Source organism: Chelatococcus sp. XZ-Ab1, assembly GCF_029309855.1.
GTDB lineage: Bacteria > Pseudomonadota > Alphaproteobacteria > Rhizobiales > Beijerinckiaceae > Chelatococcus_A > Chelatococcus_A sambhunathii.
In genome coordinates, this window is sequence record NZ_JARKII010000008.1 from 39,353 (window position 1) to 56,465 (window position 17,113).

13 protein-coding genes and 1 pseudogene are annotated in these 17,113 nt (G+C 68.2%); 2 read left to right on the forward strand and 12 right to left on the reverse strand.

Features of this window, described 5'->3' with window-relative positions:
* Window positions 1-77: 77 nt before the first annotated feature.
* Window positions 78-740, reverse strand: coding sequence for a GntR family transcriptional regulator (locus P2T65_RS13130; protein WP_071923658.1), 663 nt, complete (start codon window positions 738-740; stop codon window positions 78-80).
* Between the two features lie 326 nt (window positions 741-1,066).
* Here P2T65_RS13130 and P2T65_RS13135 point away from each other — a divergent pair, with 326 nt between their 5' ends.
* Window positions 1,067-3,184: a hypothetical protein gene (locus P2T65_RS13135; RefSeq protein WP_071923657.1), complete on the forward strand. Its 2,118-nt coding sequence runs from the start codon at window positions 1,067-1,069 to the stop codon at window positions 3,182-3,184.
* 281 nt (window positions 3,185-3,465) lie between these two features.
* Here P2T65_RS13135 and P2T65_RS13140 read toward each other — a convergent pair whose 3' ends face one another.
* The 6 genes and pseudogenes from P2T65_RS13140 to guaB form a co-directional block, all read right to left on the reverse strand.
* Entirely contained in the window at window positions 3,466-3,690 is a 225-nt protein-coding gene (locus P2T65_RS13140) for a hypothetical protein (RefSeq protein ID WP_145979742.1), read from the reverse strand.
* 22 nt (window positions 3,691-3,712) lie between these two features.
* Window positions 3,713-3,805, reverse strand: a pseudogene (locus P2T65_RS21155) (ABC transporter permease); the annotation flags it as partial.
* Between the two features lie 92 nt (window positions 3,806-3,897).
* Window positions 3,898-5,484 (reverse strand): glutamine-hydrolyzing GMP synthase, encoded by a 1,587-nt coding sequence (guaA, locus tag P2T65_RS13145; RefSeq protein WP_276199935.1) that lies wholly within the window; start codon window positions 5,482-5,484, stop codon window positions 3,898-3,900.
* A 91-nt stretch (window positions 5,485-5,575) separates the two neighbouring features.
* Entirely contained in the window at window positions 5,576-6,883 is a 1,308-nt protein-coding gene (locus tag P2T65_RS13150; RefSeq protein ID WP_276199936.1) for an RsmB/NOP family class I SAM-dependent RNA methyltransferase, read from the reverse strand.
* The gene (locus tag P2T65_RS13155) at window positions 6,880-7,545 is read right to left on the reverse strand and encodes a 5'-methylthioadenosine/S-adenosylhomocysteine nucleosidase (RefSeq protein ID WP_071923655.1); all 666 of its coding nucleotides are present in this window, start codon (window positions 7,543-7,545) and stop codon (window positions 6,880-6,882) included. The genes P2T65_RS13150 and P2T65_RS13155 overlap by 4 nt, the downstream gene beginning before the upstream one ends.
* 17 nt (window positions 7,546-7,562) lie before the next feature.
* Window positions 7,563-9,056 (reverse strand): IMP dehydrogenase, encoded by a 1,494-nt coding sequence (gene guaB, locus P2T65_RS13160; RefSeq protein WP_071923654.1) that lies wholly within the window; start codon window positions 9,054-9,056, stop codon window positions 7,563-7,565.
* A 305-nt stretch (window positions 9,057-9,361) separates the two neighbouring features.
* Between guaB and P2T65_RS13165 the strand changes: the two genes are divergently transcribed.
* Complete coding sequence (locus P2T65_RS13165) at window positions 9,362-10,810, forward strand: DHA2 family efflux MFS transporter permease subunit (protein ID WP_055459983.1); 1,449 nt, start codon at window positions 9,362-9,364, stop codon at window positions 10,808-10,810.
* 4 nt (window positions 10,811-10,814) lie between these two features.
* Here the strand turns inward: P2T65_RS13165 and P2T65_RS13170 are convergent, their stop codons facing one another.
* The 5 genes from P2T65_RS13170 to P2T65_RS13190 all read right to left on the reverse strand — a co-directional run bounded on the left by P2T65_RS13170 (window position 10,815) and on the right by P2T65_RS13190 (window position 17,028).
* Window positions 10,815-11,462 (reverse strand): HAD-IA family hydrolase, encoded by a 648-nt coding sequence (locus P2T65_RS13170; protein WP_276199937.1) that lies wholly within the window; start codon window positions 11,460-11,462, stop codon window positions 10,815-10,817.
* Between the two features lie 67 nt (window positions 11,463-11,529).
* Entirely contained in the window at window positions 11,530-12,327 is a 798-nt protein-coding gene (locus P2T65_RS13175; RefSeq protein WP_245282552.1) for a sterol desaturase family protein, read from the reverse strand.
* Window positions 12,328-12,709: 382 nt separating this feature from the next.
* Window positions 12,710-13,399, reverse strand: coding sequence for an RlmE family RNA methyltransferase (locus P2T65_RS13180; RefSeq protein ID WP_055460087.1), 690 nt, complete (start codon window positions 13,397-13,399; stop codon window positions 12,710-12,712).
* 95 nt (window positions 13,400-13,494) lie between these two features.
* Complete coding sequence (locus P2T65_RS13185) at window positions 13,495-14,502, reverse strand: Ppx/GppA phosphatase family protein (protein ID WP_245280571.1); 1,008 nt, start codon at window positions 14,500-14,502, stop codon at window positions 13,495-13,497.
* A gap of 270 nt (window positions 14,503-14,772) precedes the next feature.
* Window positions 14,773-17,028 carry a lysylphosphatidylglycerol synthase transmembrane domain-containing protein gene (locus P2T65_RS13190; RefSeq protein WP_276199938.1) on the reverse strand — a complete coding sequence of 752 codons (2,256 nt, stop codon included), beginning with the start codon at window positions 17,026-17,028 and terminating at the stop codon, window positions 14,773-14,775.
* Window positions 17,029-17,113 lie beyond the last annotated feature (85 nt).

Consider the following 17,113-nt stretch of genomic DNA (forward strand, 5'->3'; position numbering starts at 1 on the left):
TTTTATAGATAAAATAGCGAATCCAGTCATCAATGGATTCCACACGATCTATAAAATGGCAATCCGATCTCTAGCCGTCAGCCGAAGAGGGGATATCCGCCCTGCTCCACCCGCGCCCGCCGCGGCAGGGGACCGATGCGCTTGACGTGGCGGGCGAGCGTCGCGCAGGCGGCGTCAGCGTCCCCCCTGCGCAAGGCGGCGAGGATCGCCCGATGCTCGACATCGACGCGCGGCTCCCACGCCGCCGCCGAGCCTCCGAAGAGAAAGCGCGCGCTCGCCGCATGCAGGTCGTCAATCGTCCGCAGCAGCCGCGACATGCCGCAAGGCGCAAGGAGGAGCCGGTGAAAGCGACGGTTCGCCGCCTCCCAGGAACGGATATCGCGGCAGCGATCCGCCGCGTCAGCCGCCCGTTCCGCCTCGGCGAGGATGGCCGGCGTCAGATGCGGCACGGCATGGCGCAGCGCCAGCGCCTCGAGGGCCGAGCGCATCTCGGCCACCTCACGCATCTCGGCAGGATCGAAGGCAGCGACGCGCACGCCGCGCCGCGGCTCACTGACGGCGAGCCCCTGCGCCTCCAGCCGGCGGAAGGCTTCCCGCACAGGCACGTGGCTCGCGCCGAACTCGGCAGCGATATGGTCCTGCCGCAGCTTCTCCCCGGGCGCCAACGCCCCCGATACGATCCGCTCGGCGAGGATGCGGGTGATCTTGGACGCAACCGTCTCTTCAGGCTCTCGTGTCATGATTTTATAGATAAAACACTCACGCCCGGCTGTCGACAGAGAGCGGACGGCGTTGCCGGTCCAGCCACAGCGGGCAAGCGCCACACGACGGGCGCGCCCACCCTGACCGCCACGGAAATACAGCATTCATTGAGCGCTATACTTGCGTTTTCCGCCGATCTACCGCTACCTCTATAAACAGATTACAATAACGTGACTACACGCCGCCTATAAAGAAAAATTAAAATACAATATCTAAAATATATTCAACAACATCTCAGAAAAAGCTGTCCGAACCCACCTTCGGACCATCAAGCCTGCAACGAGTCGATTGAAAGGAGGCCGATGTGCCATCCCTCTCACAGCTTCTGCCGTTTTCCTCACGCCCGGCCTTCCGCATCGAAAACGCCAGCGACAGGAATGCGTTCAAGGCCCCCTTCGTCGCCGCCTACGAGAATCTGCGGTCGGTCGACGGGATCGACGATTTCGCCTCGCTGCTCGGCATGTCCCTGCCGCAGCTGCAGCAGGCCATCGCCACGCTTGCCATCCTTGGCGTCGCGACGCCCTTCGTCGCCGTGGGCGCCAAGGGCACCATCGACGAGTGCCTCGAGCGCTTCAGGCAGGATTTCCCCCTGCTGCTGCAGAAGCTGCACGAGCGCGAGGAGGCGATCATCGACCTGCTGGAGCGATCCGGCACGTCACCGGCCGATGTCGAGCGAATCAAGGGAATGTTCAGGGAATCGCAGGGCCTTCTCTCCGCCTGCGCCGGCAGGACCGTGGCGCCCCAGGACATTGCGGAAGCGGTGATGGACCTCGCGCGGAAGACCGCGGCAGCGCGACCGGAAGCCGGCGGAAACGGCGAACAGCCGAACGCGACCCTCGCCTATCAGGCCGCCCGCTATGCACGGGACAGATCGACGGCCACCTCCGAGAAGATCGACCGCAACTTCAGCATCCCAACGGCGGCGGCGATGACGGGCATGACGGCCGGCATGGTGCTGTCGATGGCAGATTCGATAGCCGGCATCGTCGAGGGCGCTGCACCGGCCGGCTCGGCGGCAAGCCAAGGAGCCACGACCGCTGCGGCCGTGCTCGGCACGGCCGCGACGGCCGCGTTCCTGCCCTCGCAGCTCGCCATGGCCGCGGTCGGCGCGTCGAAATGCGTGACGGGCGTGATGCGCCACCGGCAGTTGAAGGGAGACAGGCTGGCACTGCGGGGCGTCCGCGACCTCCTCGACCCCGCAGTCTTCCGGGCGGTCGACCAGGGGCTCAAGCGGCTCGGCTATTACAACAGGCACCATTCCATCGTCCATGGCGCGGGCATGGCGGCCGGGCAGAGCCTGATGGCGGCCGGCAGCATCGCCTCGCTCACCGGCGTCGCCGGCCTCGTCGGCGTCCTGCTCGCGGCCGTCGGCGCGCCGCTGACGGTCGGCGCCGCGGTGGAGAAGATCGTCTACGAGAAGAAGGAGGCGCGCTTCCGCGGAGAGGGCGCATCGGAATTGGCGCATGCCGCCGCCGAGGCGTCCGCGCCGGATGAACTGGTGCGGACCGCCGGCTCCGACGGCGCGCTCGCCGTCCTCGCCGGCCATTATGCAGATGCCCAGCGACGCACCGTCGTAGCCAAGCTGCACGGCCTGATCGATCAGGTGCTCGCGGAGGAAGACCCGGCCGCCCCCGCCGACGCGCTGAGCCGACGGGAGAAGGTCGCGAAACGTGTGGCGGACCTCACGTCGGGCCACCGCACGGGGCTTCTCCCTGCGGATGTGATGCGACTGACGGAACTCTTCCACAAGGATTATCCCCCGCAGTCCTTTGCGGGCACGGCCGGCGATGTGCGCACTCGCCTGAAGGAGAGGATGGACAACGATCCGCGGACGCGGCTCCTCGCCGCCTCCGGCCCGGTTCAAAAGGCCATCTTCGAGAAAACGATGCACCGCGTCATCAAGGACGGGGCAATTGACATCGCAGGCCATCTCAACCTCGCTGGCCGTGGCCCGCATCTCATGAAGCCGGAACACCTCGCCGCGCTCAGGGCCGCCGATCCACGCGCCGAGGATCATTATCTGCGCAGCAGCCTGAAGGTCCTCAGCAAGCAGGAGAAGAAGGACGGCAAGCTGGCGCGCGACAGGGTTGCCCAAGACATCGTCGCCGTCGCCCGTGGGGCGCAGCTCGCCGCCGCCCTCGTGCCGGAAGTCGCATCCCGAACGCCGGCGCCGGCGCAGCCCGAGCGGTCCTCTTTACCCCCACCGCGCCCCGCAACGCCGGAGGTTGCAGCGGCCGCGCCGGCCGCCTCCGTGGAGGAGGCTGCTTTCCTGGCGCGCGCCCGGGCCGGCATCGCGCTCAACCGCTACGGCGAAGACGCCGCCTACATCGCCCATGCGCAGCGGGGCATCGACCTGAGGCAGGAAGCCCTGCAAAAAGCGCCGGACCGCGAAGGGCCGCGCGAGGGTTTGCTCGCAGGCTGACGCAAGGCAGAAGCGGTCCCGGCCGCTCGTGGCGGGGACCGACAGGGCGCGCATGTTTCTCCGCGCCGCGGCGGACGGTTCAGTGGCCCGCGCCCCGCGCGATCATCGTTGCGGGCGTTTCGGGCGACGTTTTCTCGACCGGCTCCGATGCACAACCCGCTCCTGCCGTCGCGCGGAGGACGGCCACGCCGTCGGCAATCACACCACGCAGTCTCGACGGTGTTGAACGGGACCAGCCCGTCGTTTTCCGACCGCCCTGCCGCCAAGCGAACTGTCTTTGATCATGTGGAGCAGTGCTCGGAGCGCTTTGCGTTCAGCGCCACGACAGTTGGCGAATGCCGCTTGTTCCGGTGACAATACGCTGCTCGGCACTCCTCGCCGCACGGGCGGGTAAAATCAATCAACCAATCGAGCAGGCTCCAACGAATATCGCCTTGCTGACAGCCGGCCGTGATCTGGTTTTCCGTCAGGTCACCGGCTAGCTGTCTGTCGACGAGATTGGCCATCTTTCGGAGAGGCCCCTCCCCGTCACGCCGGCCTTTCTACCACGTTCGGCCGCCACTTGATCAAGCGCTTCTCGGCCACGTCGAGAACACTGTCGATCAGGAGCACGAAGGTAGACGCCGGATGTTAATCCGTTCTGTTTATATACTATTTAATTATATCATGACGAAATCGCCGGATACTGCGGGATACCCTGGGCGGGCCCTGAATCATTCCCACTCGATTGTTCCCGGCGGCTTCGAGGTCACGTCGTAGGTGACGCGGTTGATGCCGCGCACCTCGTTGATGATGCGGGTGGCGACGCGGCCGAGGAAGGCCATATCGAAGGGGTAGAAGTCGGCCGTCATGCCGTCGACGGAGGTGACGGCGCGCAGCGCGCAGACGTAGTCGTAGGTGCGGTAGTCGCCCATCACGCCCACGGTGCGCACCGGCAGGAGCACGGCGAAGGCCTGCCAGATGGCGTCGTAGAGGCCGGCGCGGCGGATCTCCTCGAGGTAGATGGCGTCGGCCTGTCGCAGGATCGCGAGCTTCTCCCGCGTGATCTCGCCGGGGCAGCGGATGGCGAGGCCCGGCCCCGGGAAGGGGTGGCGGCCGACGAAGCCTTCGGGCAGGCCGAGCTCGCGGCCGAGCGCCCTCACCTCGTCCTTGAACAATTCGCGCAGCGGCTCCACGAGCTTCATGTTCATGCGCTCGGGCAGGCCGCCGACATTGTGATGGCTCTTGATGGTCACCGACGGGCCGCCGGTGAAGGAAACGCTCTCGATCACATCGGGATAGAGTGTGCCCTGGGCGAGGAAATCGGCCCCGCCGATCTTCTTGGCCTCAGCCTCGAAGACGTCGATGAACAGGCGGCCGATGGTCTTGCGCTTGACCTCCGGGTCGGTGACGCCCTCGAGCTCTTTCAGGAAGAGCTCCTCCGCCTCCACATGCACGAGCGGGATGTTGTAGCTGTCGCGAAAGAGGGTCACCACACGCTCGGCCTCGCCGAGGCGCAGGAGGCCGTGGTCGACGAAGACGCAGGTCAACTGGTCGCCGATCGCCTCGTGGATCAGCACCGCCGCGACGGCGGAATCGACGCCGCCCGAGAGACCGCAGATGACTCGGCCGGAGCCCACCTGGGCGCGGATCTTCCCGATCGCCTCGGCCCGATAGGCGGCCATCGTCCAGTCGGGCGTGCAGCCGCAGATGTCGACGACGAAGTTGCGCAGCAGCCTGCCGCCATCGGGTGTGTGCACCACCTCGGGGTGGAACATCGTCGAATAGAAGCGCCGCGCCTCGTCCGAGGCGACCGCGAAGGGCGCGTTCTCGGACGTCGCCTTGACGGAAAAGCCGGCCGGCAGCTCTGTGACCCGGTCGCCGTGGCTCATCCACACAGGATAGCGGCCGCCCTTGTCCCAGATGCCCTCGAACAGCGCCGAGGGAGCGACGATCTCCACATCGGCACGGCCGAACTCGGCGGCATGGCCGCCCTCGACGCGCCCGCCGAGCTGGTGCGCCATTGTCTGCTGGCCGTAGCAGATGCCGAGCAGCGGAATGCCGGCCGAGAAAACCTCCTGAGGCGCCCGGGGCGAGCCTTCGTCCGGCACGGAAGCCGGCCCGCCGGAGAAGATGACGCCCTTCGGCCGCATGCGAGCGAAGGCCTCCGCTGCGGACTGGAAAGGCGCGATCTCGCAATAGACGCCGATTTCGCGCACGCGGCGCGCGATGAGCTGCGTGACCTGACTGCCGAAATCGATGATCAGGATCTTGTCGTGATCGGCGGTCGGGGCGGAGGAGGTGTCGTGAGGAGCCGTCATGGACATGGCGTTAATGGATCAGGGGGCCGGGCGCAACGGGCGCGGCCGGGAATAACACATGCGCGTGCGGCGGGGCAGTCCCGCAGGAGGGTCACGACCGCCGCAGCACGGTAACGAAGAAGCCGTCCGTCCCGGTCACGCGCGGCGTCAGCAGGATGCCGCCGGTAGCCGTTTCGCGATGCGGCAGCAACGGAAGGCCGGCGGCGGCGAGCACGTCGGCAACCGGGGCGACGGCGAAGCCTGCGTGCCGGCCCATGAAGGCGGTGACGGCGCCGTCGTTCTCCTCCGGCAGCAGCGAACAGGTGATGTAGGCAATGCGCCCGCCCGGGCGGACGAGCCGGGCGGCGCGATCGAGGACGACAGCCTGGTCCTTCACGCGCTCGGCGAGCGCGCCGGGCCTGAGGCGCCACTTGGCGTCCGGGTTGCGCCGCCACGTGCCCGTGCCGGTGCAGGGAGCGTCGACGACGACGCAGTCGATGCTGCCGGCAAGGTCGGCAAGCGGGTCAGGCCGCGCCGGGTCGTAACGTCCCTTGGGCGAGCGCACCTCCACATGGCTCGCGCCGCTGCGGGCGACGCGCCCGTGCAGCGGCACGAGGCGGCGGGTGTCGACATCGGTCGCGAACAGCGCGCCGCCGTTCCGCATCAGGGCCGCAAGGGCCAGCGTCTTGCCGCCGGCACCGGCGCAGAGGTCGACGACGCGCTCGCCGGGCTGCGCCAGGGTGAGGCGCGCGGCGAGCTGCGAGCCCTCGTCCTGGATCTCGAACTGGCCGTCGAGAAAGCTCGGCTCGCTCTGCAGCGAAGGACCACGGCCGTCCTCGCCCACTGTGAAGCGCAGGCCGTCGATGGAATGGGGCGTTCGCAGCGGACTGAAGTGTTCGAGTTCGCCGGCGAGGGCTTCTCGCGTCACCTTGAGCGTGTTGACGCGGATGTCGAGCGGCGCACGCGCCACCATGGCCTGCATCTCATCGACGGCAACCTCGCCGAAGGCAGCGGCGAAAGAGGGCGCGAGCCATTCGGGGAAATCGCCGGCGACATGCGCCGGCGCATCGGCGAGCGAGGGCGGGGCCACAAGGCGTGCCGCCTCCCCCTGCGTCAGCGGCGCGGGCGCGTGACGCTCGCCGGAGAACAGGCCGGCGATGGCCGCGGCATCGAGATTGCGCAGGCGGGCAAGCATGCCGATGACGACAGCACGGGGCGTGTCGGCGCCCATGAGGAAGGCGGCGGAGGCGCGGCAGCGCAGGGCATCGTAGACGAGACTCGCCACGGCCGCCCTGTCCTTCGAGCCGGCGAAGCGGCGGGCGAGGCCCCAGTCCTTCAGCGCGTCGGGGGCCGGGCGGCGGCGCGCCTCGATGTCGGCGAGCACCTCGATGGCGGCGGCGATACGGGCGGCAGGCGTCATGACGCTTTCTTGTCGAGCGTGAAGGTGCCGGCCCGCACGGCCTCGGCGAAAATGTCGAGCGCGGCGGCGAGGCGCTCGTCGATGATATGGAGGTACTCCGTCCAGTCCTCGAATTTCGTCAGTTCGGAGCGGCCATCGCTGATGCCGCGCAGGCCAACGATGGGCAGGCCGAAGCGCCGCGCGGCGCGCAGTACGGCGAAGGTCTCCATCTCGACCATATCGGCCGCGATGGCGTCATAGCCGGCGCCCGAGACGATGTTGCCGCCGGTGGAAACGCTGGCCGCGGGAATGCCGGGGATGCGGTGGGGGATGGGGATGACCGCCGGCTCGTCCACGAAGGGCGTGCGCCCCTTCTCGAAGCCGAGGGGGGACACGTCCATGTCGCGATAGGAGACGCTCGCCACCTGGTAGACGCCGGCATGGTCGAGCGTGCGCGAACCGGCCGAGCCGAGAGTGAAGACGAGGTCGGGCAGCAGCCCGTGGTGCGCGAGCGAGGCGAGCGCCGCCGCCACGGCGACGCCGGCCTCGACCGGGCCGACGCCGGTGACGAGCGGGTCGATCTTCTCCCTGAGGTGCACGCCATATTCCTGCTCCGTCGCCATGACGAAGAGCACCTCGAGCCCGCCGACGGCGGCGATATGGCGACGCGGATCGTCCTGCACGGCCCTGCCCCCGCCGCTCAGCCGCGCGTCGAGTAGTTGGGGCTCTCGCGCGTAATGGTGACGTCGTGCACGTGGCTCTCGCGCAGGCCCGCGCCGGTGATGCGCACGAAGGTCGCCTTCTCGCGGAACTCGGCAAGGTCCTTCGCGCCGACATAGCCCATCGCCGCCCGAAGGCCGCCGGAGAGCTGGTGCAGCACGCTCGAGACCGGGCCCTTGTAGGCCACCTGCCCCTCGACGCCCTCGGGCACCAGCTTCAGCGTGTCCTTGATGTCCTGCTGGAAGTAGCGGTCGGCCGAGCCGCGCGCCATGGCGCCGACCGAGCCCATGCCGCGGTAGGCCTTGTAGGAGCGGCCCTGCCAGAGGAAGACCTCGCCCGGCGTCTCGTCCGTGCCGGCGAGGAGCGAGCCCACCATGACGCATTCGGCCCCGGCGGCGAGCGCCTTGGCGAGGTCGCCCGAGGCCTTGATGCCGCCGTCGGCGATGATCGGAACGTCCTGCGCCGCGGCGACGCTCGCCGCGTCCATGATGGCGGTGAGCTGGGGCACGCCGACGCCGGCCACGATGCGTGTGGTGCAGATGGACCCCGGGCCGATGCCGACCTTGATGGCGTCGGCGCCGGCGTCGATCAGTGCCCGGGTGCCGTCCGCGGTCGCGACATTGCCGGCTACCACCTGCACGGCGTTGGAGAGCTTCTTCACGCGGGTGACGGCGTCCAGCACCTTCTGCGAATGGCCGTGCGCGGTGTCGACGACGACGACATCGACGCCGGCGTCGATGAGCATCTCGGCGCGCAGGAAGCCTTCCTCGCCGGTCGTCGTGGCGGCGGCGACACGCAGGCGGCCCTGGTCGTCCTTGGCGGCATTCGGATAGGTGACCTGCTTCTCCATATCCTTGACGGTGATGAGGCCGATGCAGCGGTAGTGATCGTCGACGACGAGCAGCTTCTCGATGCGGAACTGGTGCAGCAGGCGCCGCGCCTCGTCCTGGCTCACGCCCTCGCGGACCGTGATGAGACGGTCCTTGGTCATCAGCTCCGAGACCTTCTGGTTCGGATTGTCGGCAAAGCGCACGTCGCGGTTGGTGAGGATGCCGACGAGCTTGCCGTTGTGGCCGCCCGGCCCGCGCTCGACCACCGGAATGCCGGAGATGCCGTGGTTCTTCATCAGCGCCAGCGCCTCGGCGAGCGTCGCCTCGGGGTGGATGGTGACCGGGTTCACCACCATGCCGGATTCGAACTTCTTGACGAGGCGCACCTCGTCCGCCTGCTGCTCGGGCGTGAGGTTGCGGTGGATGACGCCCATGCCGCCGTTCTGCGCCATGGCGATAGCCATGCGCGCCTCGGTCACCGTGTCCATCGCCGAGGCGAGGATCGGCAGGTTGAGGGAAATGGAGCGCGTCAGCCGCGTGCCGACAGCGACCTGGCTGGGCAGGACATCCGAATGACCCGGCTGCAGCAGGACGTCGTCGAAGGTGAGCGCTTCGCGGAAGGAACCGTCGCGGATGACCGGCATCGCCAACCCTTTCATGGCCGTTTCGGCAGCCCGCTGCGGGACTCATCGGGCTCGGGCTGCGTCGTTGAGTTGGCAGCGGCCTGTAACACGCCTGTGGCCGGCGCGTCGAGTGGCATGTTGCGGTGCCGCGTGAAAAGTGTGCCGTCTGCTCTACCGCTTGCCCGCACCGCGGCGAGCGATCGCTTGCCTGCAGCGGTTGCATAGGTCGCCGGCGACCTGCCCGGTGGTCGCGGTACCGGCGCTGGGGGGCTGTGCTAAGAGGAACCACCCACCGCAACGGGCCGTTGGTCTGCTGCTCCCGCCCGATGGGTCCTGCCGTGTCACGCAACGTCCTCGTCCCGCTGATCGTCGCCTGCGCCCTGTTCATGGAGAACATGGACTCGACGGTGCTGGCGACGAGCCTGCCCGTGATCGCCCGCGACCTCGCCGTCGATCCCATCGCGCTCAAGCTGGCCCTCACCTCCTATCTCGTCAGCCTCGCCGTCTTCATTCCCGTCAGCGGCTGGATGGCCGACCGCTTCGGCGCGCGCACCATCTTCCGCGCCGCCATCCTCATCTTCATGGCTGGCTCGCTGCTCTGCGCGCTCGCCAATTCGCTCGCATGGTTCGTCTTCGCCCGCTTCGTCCAGGGCATGGGCGGGGCGATGATGGTGCCGGTCGGCCGCCTCGTCATCCTGCGTACGGTGCCGAAGGCCGAGATGGTGCAGGCCCTCGCCTATCTCACCATTCCGGCGATGATCGGCCCGGTCGTCGGCCCGCCGCTCGGCGGCTTCATCTCCACCTTCTTCGACTGGCGCTGGATCTTCTTCATTAACATCCCCATCGGCCTCGTCGGCATCGTCCTCGCCAGCGTCTTCATCGAGAACGTGCGCGAGGAGGACGTGCCGCCGCTCGATCTCGCCGGCTTCGCCATGACCGCCATCGGGCTCTCGGCGCTCATGATGGGCTTCGCCACCGGCGGGCGGCATCTCGTCTCGGAGGAGGTGTCGGTGCTGCTCGTCATCGCCGGCGCGGTCATGCTCTTCTTCTACTGGCGTCACGCCAGGCGCGCGGCGCATCCGGTGCTCGATCTCGCGCTCCTGCGCATTCCGACCTTCCGGGCCGGTGTCGTCGGCGGGTCGCTGTTCCGCATCGGCGTTGGCGCCGTGCCCTTTCTGCTGCCGCTGATGCTGCAGCTCGGGTTCGGGCTCAACGCCTTGCAGTCGGGCCTCCTGACCTTCGCCGCGGCGGCCGGCGCCATGTTCATGAAGACGCTCGCCGCCCGCATCCTGCGCATGTTCGGCTTCCGCCGCACGCTCGTCGTCAATTGCGTGATCGCCTGCGCCTTCCTCGCGGCAACGGGCCTCTTCACGCCCGAGACGCCGCACGTCGTCATCATCACGGTGCTGCTCATCGGCGGGTTCTTCCGCTCGCTGCAGTTCACCAGCATCAATGCCGTCGGCTATGCGGACGTGACGAGCCGCGACATGAGCCTCGCCACGAGCTTCGCCAGCGTGTCGCAGCAGATCTCGCTCTCCATGGGCGTCGCCATCGGGGCGCTGGCGCTGGAGGCGACCGGCTACGTGCGCGGCACCGACGGCCTGACGGCCGGCGATTTCGCGCCGGCCTTCCTCATTGTCACGCTCGTCTCCCTCACCTCGCTCGCCTACTGGCTGCGCCTCGCGCCCGATGCGGGGGCCGAGGTTTCCGGGCACGCGCGCACCTCGCGGCAGATCACGGCCGAGGCGGTGCAGGACAACATGCCGGGCCGCTGAGGCCTCAGGCCGGCGCGAAGAGACCGGCGATGGCGTCCGGCAGATCGCCGGGCGCCGCGCAGATGTGGCGCGCGCCCGCCTCGGTCAGCTCGGCATGGCTGCCGTAGCCCCAGGCGACACCGATGCAGGGCACGCCATTGCGGGCGGCGCCGAGCACGTCGTGCTCGCGGTCGCCGATCATCAGCGTCTCGGCCGCGGTGAGCCCTTCGGTCGCGAGAATGTAGCTGATGAGTTCGCCCTTGTTATCGTGCGTACCGTCGAGCTCCGCGCCGTGGATGGTGATGAAGCGGCTGTCGAGGCCGAAGTGGGCGAGCACGCGCCGCGCGTAGAAGTGCGGTTTGGAGGTGGCGACGAAGAGGCGGTAGCCGTCCGTGGCGAGCCTGTCGAGCGTCTCCGGCATGCCGGGGATGACGAGTGCGTCCTTGTAGCCGGTCGCGCCGTATTGCTCGCGGTAGAGGCCGATCGCCGGCTCGACCAGCGCCTCGCCGAGCAAGGTCCGGAACGTGTCGCGCAGCGGCGGGCCGATGACCCAGGCGAGATCGTCCTCGGCCGGCGCGGGCTTGCCGAGCGCCGCGAGCGCATAGCGTACGGCGCCGGTGATACCGGGCTTGGGGTCGGTGATGGTGCCGTCGAGGTCGAAAAGCAGGTTCATGAGCGCCCTCCCGTCGAAGCTGCAGCCCGGATAAGGGCTGGAACCGGCAGGAGCAAGGACGCTGCGCTCAACCCTGGTCCCCGTTGCGCAGGGGCTGGGTGACGAGGCGATCGAGCCAGCGCTCGCGCGGGTCGCGGAACTCATCGAGCCCGAGTGTCATGGCCTCGTGCCCCTTTTCCGGCTCGGCGCGATAGGTGCCGAACAGCCTATCCCACCACGGCAGATTGAAGCCGAAGTTGCTATCCGTCTCGCGGCGCAGGATGGAATGGTGCACCCGGTGCATGTCCGGCGTCACCACGAGCCAGCGCAGCATCGGCTCGAGCCTCGGCGGGATGCGGATGTTGGCGTGGTTGAACATGGAGGTGGCATTGAGTAGCACCTCGAAGACGAGCACGGCCGCCGCCGGCGCGCCAAGGACGAGGATGGCCACACCCTTGATGGCGAGCGAAAGGAGGATCTCGCCGGGATGGAAGCGCCCGCCCGACGACACGTCGATCACCGTATCGGCATGGTGCATGCGGTGCAGGCGCCAGAGCAGCGGAACATGATGAAAGACAACATGTTGCGCGTAGATGACGAGATCGAGAATCACGACGCTCAGGAGGACGGCGAGCCAATAGGGCGCGCCGAGAAGCGGCAGCAGCCCCCAGCCCTTCGCCTCCACGGCGAGCGCGATGCCGACCGCTGAGGCTGGCGCGACGAGGCGCACGACGAGCGCGTCAACGAGCAGGATGCCGAGGTTGTTCGTCCAGCGCACCGGCCGGTCGGCGAGATCGTGCCGGCGCGGCGCCAGCACCTCCCACAGCGCCATGGCCGCAAAGACGGCGACAAAGGCGCCGAGCCTGATCGCGACTTCGCCTGTCACAATTCATCACTCCCCTGCGTGCCGTCTCCGTCAGACACCAATGCGGTGCCGGACGCAATCGTCGACGGGTCTGTGATGGCCACGGCAGCGCACAAGTTCTCGCGATCACCGCGCGACCGGCAACCGCGGGTGCAGCCGTCCGCAACGCCATTCGCCCGATAAGCTCGGCCGGAACGTCACGGTCATCAAGGCCGGTCACGTTCCAGGATGGCGTAGCGGTCGAGGAGCGCGGATTATCGCCCGCGACAAAGGATCCGGCCATGTGGCCCTTCGCGCCGGCTTGCCGCGCGCGCGATTGCAGATCGGGCCGCACCTTAAAAACCGATTCAACTTCCTGAGCAATCGATTCAGGCTGTTCAGAAACTGATTCAACCAGCGCCGATCAGCGAGTCTCTTCAGAATCTTGCGGTTCATCCTTCGCGCGTCGCCTGAAGCCGGTCGCTAGCACGTAGAGCTCGGCAGAATCGGCGCGGCTCGCAGCGGGCTTCACATGGCGGACGGTGGCGAAGTCGCGCTTCAGATCCGCAAGGAGGGAACTCTCCGTGCCACCCTGCAGCACCTTGGCGAGGAAGATCCCGCCCGGCGCCAGCACCTGGCGGGCGAAGTCGATCGCCGTCTCGGCGAGGCCCATGATCTTGAGGTGATCGGTCTTCTTGTGGCCGGTGGCGTTGGCCGCCATGTCGGACATGACGACATCGGCCGGCCCGCCGAGCATGGCGACGAGCCGTTCCGGCGCTTCGGGGCTCAGGAAGTCGAGCTGTTCGAAGACGACGCCCGGGATGGGCTCGATGTCGAGCAGATCGATGCCGACGACGCGCCCGCGCCCGGCCTCGACGCCCACCTTGCGCGCCGCAACCTGCGACCAGCCGCCGGGAGCCGCCCCGAGGTCGACCACGCGCTGGCCGGGCTTGAAGAGCTTGTACTTGTCGTCGATCTCGATGAGCTTGTAGGCGGCGCGCGAGCGGTAGCCCTCGCGCTTGGCGCGGGCGACGTAAGGGTCGTTGAGCTGGCGCTCCAGCCAGCGTGTGGAGGCGACGGAGCGCTTGCCGGCCGTCTTGACGCGCACCTTCAGGCCATGCGGGCCCTCGCGCCCGCCGCCGGCCTTCGCGCCGCCCGCCTTTGCGCCCCCTGCCTTGCGCCCGGACTTGCCGCCGGAACCCGCATCACTCACCGTGCCGCACCCTTCTGCCAGACGCCATCCTCGCCCATCAGGCCCATGAGGATGCCTTCCCGCAAACCTCTGTCGGCGATTCGCAGCCGCTCGCAAGGGAAGGCGCGGCGGATGGCCTCGAGAATGGCGCAGCCGGCGAGCACGAGGTCGGCCCGTTCGCGGCCGATGCAGGGATTGGCGGCGCGCTCGCCGTATTCGGCGGCGATGAGCCGCTCGATGACACGGGTAGCATCGACATTGGCCATCCACAGGCCGTCGACGCGGCGCCGGTCGTAACGCGGCAGGTCGAGGTGGACGCCGGCGATCGTTGTGACCGTGCCGGAGGTGCCGAGCAGATGGAAGTGGCGCCCGCGGCTCGCCCCGTGCGCCCGCTCCGCGAAACCGGCGAGCAACCCGGAGACCTCGTCCACCATGGCCTCGAAGATGTCGCGCGTCACGTCGATGCCGCCGTGCCGCTCCGCCAGGGTGACGACGCCGGTCGGCAATGATTCCCACGCTTGCACGTGGCTGCCGGGATCCTCGTCGAGGCCGCCGGCAAAGCCCGATACCCAGACAATCTCAGTCGAGCCGCCGCCAATGTCGAAGACGATGGCACCGTCCGCCTGCGGATCGAGCAGGCTGGCGCAGCCGCGCACGGCGAGGAAGGCCTCGGTCCGCCGGTCGACGACCTCGAGGGTCAGCCCTGTTTCGCGGGCGACACGGGTGACGAAGGCAGGCCCGTTGCTGGCTGAGCGGCAGGCTTCCGTCGCGATGAGACGTGCGCGGGTGACGCCACGCGCCTCCATCTTGGCCCGGCAGATCTTCAGCGCCTCGATGGCGCGGCCGATGGCCGGCTCGCCGAGGACATTGGCCGTGCCGAGCCCCTCCCCCAGGCGCACGATGCGCGAGAAGGCATCGATCACGCGAAAGCCGCCGCGCGTCGGTTCCGCCACGAGGAGGCGGCAGTTGTTGGTGCCGAGATCGAGCGCCGCATAGGCCGGCCCGCGGCCGTCCCGGTTGCGCAAACGGCGGCGCGGCCCGCGCCGATGCGGCCGCCCATGCGAGTCGGTGCCTTCGCGCAGCGCCTCCGCCCCTCGCGTCTGGCGCGTCTCGAAGGGCGGAACCGGCGATGCGCCTTCAAAGGCGCCGAGGTCGTCGATGACCGTCACGGTCGGAATTTCCCGGTCAAGCGCTGCATGCCATGCGGCCGCCTGCGCGATCCATTCGCAATCAGACTACATAGAGGGGCAGCCTGTGCCAAGCGCGCAGGCCGGCCTGATCCCGCAAAGGGTCGGTCAGGTCGGCCTCGGAGCAGGAACGCCGACCGCCGGCTGGCGGGGAGCGCTGCAGGCCAGCGGCACCATCAGCCCGAGCACGAACCAGAACAGGCGCTGGTAGAAAAAATCCTGCGTCAGGCCGCCGAGGCAGAAGGCGGCGAGGCAGATGAGCGCCGCATTGACGGGCAGCGCCGCGCCGGGCGCCGTGCGCTGGAGGACGAGGCCGCGGACGAAGAGCAGCAGGGCCGCGGCGAACATCACGAAGCCGACGAGCCCCATCTCCGCCAGCACCCAGACGGGAACGTTGTGGATGACCTGGCTCGACTTGCCCTGCACGAGACGGTCGTGGATGAAGCCGCCGAGCCCATGGCCGAAGACCGGCGCCTCCCGCCACAGCTCGAGCCCGCGCCAGACGGTCTCCCAGCGCTCGCTGTCGGCGTAGCCGCGCTGCATGCCCTGTGCGAAGGTCTGCACGAGCGCGCCTCCCGCGTCGCCGCCCCCGCCGCCCGCACCGCTTACGCCGCCCGTCGACGCAAGCAGCGACATGGCCGCCGTGACGATCATCTCGACGAGAGGGATGGCCGCGATGAAAGCGAGCCCCGTCACGATCGACAGGGCCAGTTCCCGGCGCACCGCCGGCATCCAGAAGGCGGTGAGAACGACCGCGGTGCCCATCAGGACCCAGCCGGTGCGCGACTGGGCAAGCACGACGGCCGCAACGAGAACGGCGGGTGCGAGGTGAATGCCCATCCTGTGCCCGCTGACGGCGGCCATAGCCCTGAGGCAGAAGAAGGCGATGAAGGCGATGACGCACTGGAAGGCGAAGGCATTGCTGTCCGCCAGATAGCCTTCGAGCCGCACCAGATTGATGCCGGCCGGCACGAGTGCCGTATAGCTGCCGGCGAGATAGAGCACGATCTGAAGTGCGGCGACGATGCTGACCGCGCTCACGGCCAGATGGACGGCGCGCAAGAGACGCGCCCGGCCGCTGTGCGCCCACAGCAGGAAGCCGACGCCGAAATAGGACAGGATGACGAACCAGCCCATGGTGCGATTGACGAAGGCCCACGACAGGAAGCCGTGGTTGACATAGCCGATCGTGAGCGACAGGCCGATGGCGGCGGAGAGAAGCGCGAGCGGTGGCACGACCCAGCGGGCCGGGCTTATCAGCGGGCGCGTCCAGCCCCAGGTCAGCGCCAGCACCGCAGAGGCCGACACGGCAAGGAGATCGGCGAGGTTCACGTTCAGCCAGTGGCTCGGCATCGGCACCCTGAGCTGGAACACCACGGCCACGGGCAGCAGGAAAGCGGCAAGCGCAGCAAAGAGCCGATCGATGTCGTTGCGGCTGGCCACGATCTGTGGCGCCGGCGCGCTGGCCGTCACCGGTTTCGGCCGGATCGTCATGAACGGCACGGCGATCAGGCAGCCGATGACGAGAACGAGCGAAAGGAGCCCGATGGCGACCCCGACCGCGGCGCCCACCACCGCAGGCACGCCAAGCGCGCCGAGCACATGCGCCGCGCTCAGTTCACGGATGCCCCAGCCCGCAAAGCTGATGGGCAATGCGGCAAGGAACATGACCACCGACAGGGCGGCAAGCGCCGCAACAGTCGGCACGGGCTCGCCATAGGCCGAGAACTGCGCATAGAAGGCACCCAGCATGGCGCAATGGGCAACCACGGAGAGAAGGAAGCAGCCTGCGAGCACTGGCCAAGCCAATTGCCCCGACAGCTGGGCGAGGAGCCGCCTGAGCTGGCGCCGGTTGGCGAGGCCGTACAACAGCACGACGGCGATCAGCGAAAGAACGAAATAGGCAAGGTACCCCCCGCCCCCTTCAACGTCGAACACGATGCGGCCGAGGGTATAGGCGCCCCCGGCCAGCGCGAAGAGGAGGAGAGAGCCGAGCGCGATCATGCGCTCGAGAAAGCTGAGGAAGGTGATCGCCGAAGGAGAGACGCCGGCCCCGGCGAGAACCGCAGAGCGTCCGACCGCCTGGCCAACGACGCTGAAGATGAGTTGGTTGCCGAGATGGCCGAGCACGAAGGCACGCGCTGCCTGGCCTCCCGGCACCCCGATGCCGAGCGCCCTGAAGGAATAGCGAAAGCGCACGAAGGACAGGTAGAAATTCAATAATATACAGAAGAAAGCGAAGATCGTCTCGCGTCCGAAGCCGCGCTCCATCGCAGCCAGCAGGCCCGACAGATCAACCTGCATCGCGACAGCGATCGCCGCAAGCAGGGTAATGACGACCGTCAGCCCCCGGTGAATACGCATGCCATCAGCCCCTCCCTCGAATCGGGCAGCGTCTCTTGGCCATGACAACTTTGGAATATCGCCAATTTGTGGGCAGTCTTGCCGC

Excerpts from the sequence above, each read along its gene's own strand:
- P2T65_RS13190 (WP_276199938.1), bottom strand. The coding sequence starts at position 17,028 with ATGCGTATTCACCGGGGGCTGACGGTCGTCATTACCCTGCTTGCGGCG.
- P2T65_RS13150 (WP_276199936.1), bottom strand. The coding sequence starts at position 6,883 with ATGACGCCTGCCGCCCGTATCGCCGCCGCCATCGAGGTGCTCGCCGAC.
- guaA (WP_276199935.1), bottom strand. The coding sequence starts at position 5,484 with ATGACGGCTCCTCACGACACCTCCTCCGCCCCGACCGCCGATCACGAC.
- guaB (WP_071923654.1), bottom strand. The coding sequence starts at position 9,056 with ATGCCGGTCATCCGCGACGGTTCCTTCCGCGAAGCGCTCACCTTCGAC.
- P2T65_RS13130 (WP_071923658.1), bottom strand. The coding sequence starts at position 740 with ATGACACGAGAGCCTGAAGAGACGGTTGCGTCCAAGATCACCCGCATC.
- P2T65_RS13170 (WP_276199937.1), bottom strand. The coding sequence starts at position 11,462 with ATGAACCTGCTTTTCGACCTCGACGGCACCATCACCGACCCCAAGCCC.
- P2T65_RS13140 (WP_145979742.1), bottom strand. The coding sequence starts at position 3,690 with ATGGCCAATCTCGTCGACAGACAGCTAGCCGGTGACCTGACGGAAAAC.
- P2T65_RS13165 (WP_055459983.1), top strand. The coding sequence starts at position 9,362 with ATGGGTCCTGCCGTGTCACGCAACGTCCTCGTCCCGCTGATCGTCGCC.